The following is a 6,844-nucleotide window of genomic DNA, read 5'->3' as shown; positions in this document are numbered from 1 at the left end:
TAAGATTAAATCTCAACTATTACAAATTAACTTATATAAAAAATTTAATTTCAAACAATAAAAAACTAATAAAACAGAAATAAAACAAAATTTTATAATTTTCTATTGTAATTTGTTTATATATAGTTCATATTATTATTAGTAATGAAAAATTGATTCAAATAATCTTCAGAGCAATTTTAATGAATGATACCGCACTATCTTATGATTTTAATGACATATTACCATCATCTTTTATTAGTGCACGTCTCAGGAAAATTCTCACCTCTTTCTCCTTATTATTATTTATAGCATTAGTTGTTTTTGTCTCTTTTGCCGTTAATAATTATGTTAACGACACTTTATCCATAACTTTAGTACAACCTGATAGTAATGAAGAAGAAACAATTTCATTTAAAGAAGTAGTAGTAAAAAAAGGCGATACTATAAAGTCAATTTTGATAGAACAACATATCCCTAAAAATGAAATAGAAAAAATTGTAAGTTTAATAAAAGAAGGAAAATTATCTTCTGCTCTTAAAATTGGGCAGCAAATTACTTTTGAATATGAAACAAAAATTACCGAAAACGAAGATGAAGATTTAACTTCAGAGGTAACATTCTTAAATAAAATCGTTATAATTATCGATAAGTTAAAAACTATTGAAGTAATTAGAGAAGGTGATAATTTCAAAGTTGCAGAAATTATAGTACCTTTAACTAAGAAAGTTGCTAAATCATCAGTAAGTATTGAATCAAATTTTATGTCAGCCCTTAAAAAACTGGGTTTATCGAATAATAGTATAATAGAGCTGATTAATGCTTACGCTTATCAAATCGATTTTCAGCGTCAAATAAAAAGCGGCGATACTGCAACCGTAATAACGGAAAAATACGTAACGGAAGACGGTAAATTTTCCCATCACGGTAAAATCCTTTATGTTTCATTAAATCTTTCAGGAAAGGAATATAATATATATCGCTATTCGTATGATAATAAGGCAAATAATCAGGTGTTTTTTTCCGAAGACGGTAAGAGCGTAAAGAGAAGCTTACTTAAAACTCCGTTAAAGGTTATAAAAGTTTCTTCACATTACGGTAATAGAAAGCATCCAATACTAGGTTATACTAAACTTCATAAGGGAGTTGATTTTGCAGCTCCAACCGGTACGCCGATATATTCCGCAGGAAACGGAGTTATAACAGAGATAGGTTGGAAGTCGGGTTATGGAAAATTTATTCAGGTAAAACATAGTGGTACGCTATCTACTGCTTATGCCCATGCTTCAAATTTTGCAAAAAATTTAAAAGTGGGAAGCATAGTAAAACAGGGGCAGGTTATAGCATATGTCGGAAGTACCGGCAGAGCTACAGGCCCACATTTGCATTATGAAGTTAAAATTGACGGCAAACATGTTAATCCTATGTCGGTTAAAACAACACCGGGTGTAGAATTAAACGGAAAAAATTTAGAGAAGTTTAAACAATTTAAAAAAGAAATAAAAACTTTAAATATTAAGCTTGATAAGGAATTGCAAGATGATAAAGCAGTCGTGGTTTCTTTGTAAAGAAATCGTCATTGCAGAGAGCGAAGAGCGTTGCTGCATGGCCCAAAAAACCTGCTCGATGTCATTCCCGCGAAAGCGGGAATCCAGAGTAAAGCGAGATAAATCGAGCTTTAAAAAAGCCTTTTAAAAATCTTTAAAGTACTGGATTCCCGCCTATGCGGGAATGACATAAATGAGCCATGCAACAAAGCCGGAGCAAAGCATTGTTGCAATCTCGTGCCAAAATCCTGAGATTGCTTCGTCGAAACTTGCAGTTTCTTCGCACAATGACGATTTGCGTAACCAGTCCCATACATTTAATATTTCATAAACATCTATGTTCTTACTCCTAAAAAAACTATATATAACACTGGCTCGTAGTAGTCGTATAATAATAACATTAGTAATTATTGATCAGTTAAGTAAATGGTGGTTTATTGATAATTTAAGATGGAAGCCGGGCTTAATGCTTAAGGTTACTTCTTTCTTAAATATGGTTTATACTTGGAATTACGGTATTAGTTTTGGTTTAATGCGTGAATATTATCAATATAGCAATGCTATTTTTTTAATAACTAACACACTTATTGTCTGTTATTTATATTATCTGATGATACGTTCAAAAACAATAAGGAGTTTTGCAGGTTATAGCTTTGTAATCGGCGGAGCTGTTGGTAATCTAATTGATAGATTTTTTAGAGGAGCAGTTTTTGACTTCATCCATTTTCATTATCAGAATTATAGCTTCCCCGTATTTAATTTAGCTGATTGCTTTATTACAATAGGAGTAATTATCTTAATAGAAGATTATTATAGTACTAAAAAAGTTATTGAAGAAAAGGCTAAAGGGAATTATGATAATGCTCAAATTGAAGCTATGGCTGAAAAAATTCGTAATGCCGTTCATAACGGGGGCGATATAGTGAATTAACTTGGGCTAGGGACGGTTAATTTAAAAGCGAGACTGCACAGCGTATATATAATACGTGAGCACAGTCGAGGCTTGCAAAATTGATTGTTCCTAGTCCAAGTTAAAAACTATAAAATATAATTTTAATTAAAGGTGTATTAAGTGAAAAAGATTTTTTTATTAGTTACTGTCTTATTAATTACTTCTGCTTGTAGTAAAAAGTTAAAAGAAACTGTAGGTATATCAACAGCCGGACCTAATGAGTATCAAGTACAGCGTGCTAAAGCACTAGAAGTTCCGCCTCATTATTATTTGCCTGATCCCGGAAATAGTAAATCGACCTATAATAATATAAAAGGACAGGGTGAATTTAATGAAGGGGAACACGCTTTAATGCAGGATATGGATTAAGAATTGTTATTTTAACGTCATTGCGAGGAGAGACAAAGCCTCGACGTGGCAATCTCGAGAGTTTATATACTGTTTCATGAGATTGTCGCGCTCCTTTCAGTCGCTCGCAATGACGTTGTTCTTTCAAATTAACTCATGAATTCTCATACAAAACAAAAAATAGGTGTTTTTGGGCTTGGTAAAACCGGTATATCGGTTTATGAAGAGCTGCAAGGTAAATGTGACGTAATTGTTTATGATGATTTAAAAGTAAATAGAGATATATTTGAAGAATTATATACCAACAACTCAATTGCTGCTTTATCTGATTCAAGATGGCAAAATTTAGATAAAATTGTCTTAAGCCCTGGAATTCCTTTAACGCATAAGATAGTAGGTATTGCAAAAAATTTTAATATTCCAATCATTTCCGATATAGATTTATTATTTGAAAAATCAAAAAATTTAAACTTTATCGCCGTAACCGGTACAAACGGTAAAAGTACTACTACTTCTTTAATAAGTCATATCTTAAATAGTAATGGTTTAGACTATCCGGTTGCCGGTAATATTGGAGTTCCTGCTTTGCAAGCTAAAGCAAGTAAGGATGGATATATACTTGAATTGTCTTCTTTTCAGCTAGATCTAGTAAAAGCTTTTACAGCTAAAATAGCAGTACTTCTTAATATCACTCCCGACCATCTAGATAGACATCAAGACATGACCGGTTATATTGCAGCAAAATCTAAGATTTTTGATCGAATGGATAAAGATAGTTATGCAGTAATTAATATTGATAATGATTATTGTCGTGAAATGTTTATGCTATTACAGCAAGAGCAGCGTATAAAACTAATTCCTTTTTCTGTTACTAAAATCCTTAAAAAGGGTATATCAATAGTTGATGATACAATAGACTTCTTGCATAACGAAGCTAATAAGGAGGAATTCGTAGGAGACACGGAACGCAGAACCGCAGCGTATATAGACATACGTGAGGAATCGAGTACCGGATCGACGCACAAATTACCCTTAGAAGCAAGTTATGCAAGAAGTCTAATTAACGATAATGATATAAGTTATAAATTACCGTTCAATAAAAATTTGCAAGGAACTCATAATTGCGAGAATATAGCTGCAAGCTATGCAGTAGCCAAAATAATAGGGGTAGAGTCTAAAAAAATACTTGAGTCTATAAGTAGTTTTAAAAGTTTACCTCATAGAATGCAATATATCGGTAGTATAAATAATATAAGTTTTTATAATGATAGTAAAGCAACAAATGCCATATCTGCCGTGCAATCAATTAAAGCACTGGATAATATTTACTGGCTTGCGGGAGGAGTCCCTAAAGAGGGCGGTATTGAGGAAATAAAGCCTTATTTCAGTAAAATTAAGAAAGCTTATTTTTATGGTCAAGCTAAAGAAATATTTGCAAATACTGCTAAGAATATAGTATATTTTGTAATATGTGATAATCTTGAACAGGCTTTTGATCTTGCTTATAAGGATGCAGTAGGTGATAACGCGGAGGTGAAAAATATCTTGTTAGCACCTAGTTGTAGCTCATATGATCAGTTTAAAAATTTTGAAGAGCGTGGCGAGTTGTTTATGAAGTTATCCAAACGTCATTGCGAGGAAATTATATAATAATTGACAAAGCAATCTCAGGAGTTTGTTATTATTTTCATGAGATTGCCACGCAGTCTACGACTGCTCGCAATGACGAAAAGGACATATAATATGAATAACGAAATATCTAATAATTTTATAAAATTATGGTGGCGGAGTACCGATAGGCAAATAATAATTTCTTTAATTATCTTATTTGCTTTTAGTCTAATGCTTGTTACTACCTCAGGTTCGGCAGTAGCAAGTAGAATAGGGCTTGAAGAAAGTTATTTTGCATCTAGACAAATATTTTATTTAGCTGCCGCTTCAGGTCTTATATTATTATTTTCATGTCTTAATAAAAAATGGTTAAGGCGTTTTGCAATAGTTGGGTTTATTGCTAGTATAGTTTTATTAATAGCAGTTAAATTTTTTGGTTATGAAGTAAAAGGGGCAGTGCGATGGATTGATATTTTAGGTCTATCTATTCAACCTTCGGAATTTATCAAACCGTTTTTTGCGGTTGTTACAGGCTGGATATTATCGCTAAAATTTAATGATGATTTTCCAAGTTTTACGATTTGTGTAATACTTTATCCTATTGTTGCTATTCTCTTAATTATTCAGCCGGATTTTGGAATGCTTGTAATGATTACGGCAGTTTTCGGTATTCAGCTGTTTATTGCGGGTATGCCGATATTTTGGATTGTTCTAGCCGGTTTTTTAGGAATGATAGGAGTAACTATCGCTTATTTTTGGTTACCGCACGTCACGCAAAGAATTAATTCATTTTTAGATCCCGATAGTAGCGAGAATTATCAAGTTAGTAAGTCTCTTAAGGCTTTCGAGCATGGGGGGTTATATGGACGAGGTCCAGGGGAGGGAGCAGTAAAGCAGGTACTACCCGATTCGCATACGGATTTTATTTTTGCCGTAGCAGGTGAGGAATTTGGTGCTATTATTTGCCTTATTGTTATAGGTATATTTGCTTTTATAGTATTAAGAAGTCTTATTAAGTTATTAAATGAAACAGATAAATTTGTACAATTCGCTGCTAGCGGTATAATTGCACAATTAGGACTTCAGGCAATAATTAATATGGGCGTGACCTTGCATTTACTTCCTACTAAAGGTATGACATTACCGTTTATTAGTTACGGTGGTTCTTCAACGCTTGCAATAGCTATCGCTACCGGTATGCTTCTTGGCTTTACAAGACACCGAACTCCTTTAAATTCGTACAAAATTCGTAATATTGAAATATGAAAAAAATAATTTTAGTAGCAGGTGGCACGGGCGGGCATTTTTTTTCGGCTGTTGCTCTTGGAGAAGAATTAATCAAGCGTGGTTATGCAGTTCATTTTATTACTGATTTAAGATGCCAAAAATATATAAATCAGAATATGGGGTTAATTTTCCATATCTTAGATTTAAAACGCTCAGATAATATTTTTTTATTTTTACCAAACTTATCAATTGCGATCTTAAAAGCTATTAAATTATTATATAATACCAAATCTTCAGCTATTATAGGATTTGGTGGTTATCCTGTTATAGCTCCAATGTTTGCAGCATTTTTTTTAAGAGTACCGATTATAATTCATGAACAGAATTCTTACCTCGGAAAAGTTAATAAATTTTTTGCAAGCTTTGCTAAAAAGATAGCTATTTCTTATGAAGACGTAAAAAATTTAGCGGAATTTGCAAAAAGTAAAATAGTAGTTACCGGTGGGGTAGTTAGGGAGAATATTAGGGATATATGTCATTCCTGCGAAAGCAGGAATCTAGAAAAATTAAGCTTGGATTCCCGCTTTCGCGGGAATGACAAGCTTTTTACTATATTCATCTTTGGCGGTAGTCAAGGAGCTAAGCTATTTTCAGAGCTGATACCTGCAAGTATTCAAATTTTAATGCAAAAACAGCCAAATCTTAAATTAAATATAATCCAGCAAGCAGCATTAGATGATCAAGTAAAAATAAAAGATATATACTCGAAATTAAACATTAATTATGAATTTGCCAAATTCTTTGATAATATGGCATTAAAATATAAAGAAGCTGATTTAGTGATTTCAAGAGCAGGGGCATCTACTATAGAAGAATTGACCTATATAGGGTTGCCGGCAATTTTTATCCCACTGCCTAGTGCTGCGGATAATCATCAATATTACAATGCAAAATTGCTTGCAGATAAAAAAGCAGGATGGTGTTTAGAGCAGAATAGCATTTCTGCCGAGGAATTAGCAGATAAAATACTCGGTTTGATAAGTAATCCACAGATATTATATGATGCTTCACAAAATTTATTAAAAAGAAGAAAAGAAGGGCATAAGCTATTGAGTGATTTAATAGAAGAAGTGATTTAGGTTCTGTTTTTCCGTCATTGCGAGGAAAAACTGTAAGTTTT

Annotated in this window: 6 protein-coding genes; all 6 read left to right on the top strand. The window is 32.7% G+C overall.

Annotated features, from left to right (window positions below):
• The first annotated feature begins 182 nt into the window (after positions 1–182).
• Positions 183–1,547 (top strand): M23 family metallopeptidase, encoded by a 1,365-nt coding sequence (locus KYQ89_RS07085; protein ID WP_218461005.1) that lies wholly within the window; start codon positions 183–185, stop codon positions 1,545–1,547.
• Between the two features lie 316 nt (positions 1,548–1,863).
• Positions 1,864–2,457 (top strand): signal peptidase II, encoded by a 594-nt coding sequence (gene lspA / locus KYQ89_RS07080; protein ID WP_218461004.1) that lies wholly within the window; start codon positions 1,864–1,866, stop codon positions 2,455–2,457.
• Between the two features lie 141 nt (positions 2,458–2,598).
• Positions 2,599–2,847: a DUF3035 domain-containing protein gene (locus KYQ89_RS07075; RefSeq protein ID WP_218461003.1), complete on the top strand. Its 249-nt coding sequence runs from the start codon at positions 2,599–2,601 to the stop codon at positions 2,845–2,847.
• Between the two features lie 135 nt (positions 2,848–2,982).
• A complete protein-coding gene (gene murD, locus KYQ89_RS07070) occupies positions 2,983–4,476 on the top strand; it encodes a UDP-N-acetylmuramoyl-L-alanine--D-glutamate ligase (RefSeq protein WP_218461002.1) in 1,494 nt (497 codons plus the stop codon).
• A 93-nt stretch (positions 4,477–4,569) separates the two neighbouring features.
• Complete coding sequence (gene ftsW / locus KYQ89_RS07065; RefSeq protein ID WP_218461001.1) at positions 4,570–5,703, top strand: putative lipid II flippase FtsW; 1,134 nt, start codon at positions 4,570–4,572, stop codon at positions 5,701–5,703.
• Positions 5,700–6,803, top strand: a complete 1,104-nt coding sequence (gene murG / locus KYQ89_RS07060) for an undecaprenyldiphospho-muramoylpentapeptide beta-N-acetylglucosaminyltransferase (RefSeq protein ID WP_218461000.1) — start codon at positions 5,700–5,702, stop codon at positions 6,801–6,803. Before ftsW ends, murG begins: the two co-directional genes overlap by 4 nt.
• Positions 6,804–6,844: the final 41 nt, after the last annotated feature.

It is taken from the genome of Rickettsia sp. TH2014 (assembly GCF_019249195.1).
GTDB lineage: Bacteria > Pseudomonadota > Alphaproteobacteria > Rickettsiales > Rickettsiaceae > Rickettsia > Rickettsia felis.
Note: the sequence above shows the minus strand (reverse complement) of the source record. Positions and strands in the feature narration are given on the sequence as shown.

What these genes read in the sequence shown, in the direction of transcription:
- murG (WP_218461000.1), top strand. Translation starts at nt 5,700, where the DNA reads ATGAAAAAAATAATTTTAGTAGCAGGTGGCACGGGCGGGCATTTTTTT.
- KYQ89_RS07085 (WP_218461005.1), top strand. Translation starts at nt 183, where the DNA reads ATGAATGATACCGCACTATCTTATGATTTTAATGACATATTACCATCA.
- ftsW (WP_218461001.1), top strand. Translation starts at nt 4,570, where the DNA reads ATGAATAACGAAATATCTAATAATTTTATAAAATTATGGTGGCGGAGT.
- lspA (WP_218461004.1), top strand. Translation starts at nt 1,864, where the DNA reads ATGTTCTTACTCCTAAAAAAACTATATATAACACTGGCTCGTAGTAGT.
- murD (WP_218461002.1), top strand. Translation starts at nt 2,983, where the DNA reads ATGAATTCTCATACAAAACAAAAAATAGGTGTTTTTGGGCTTGGTAAA.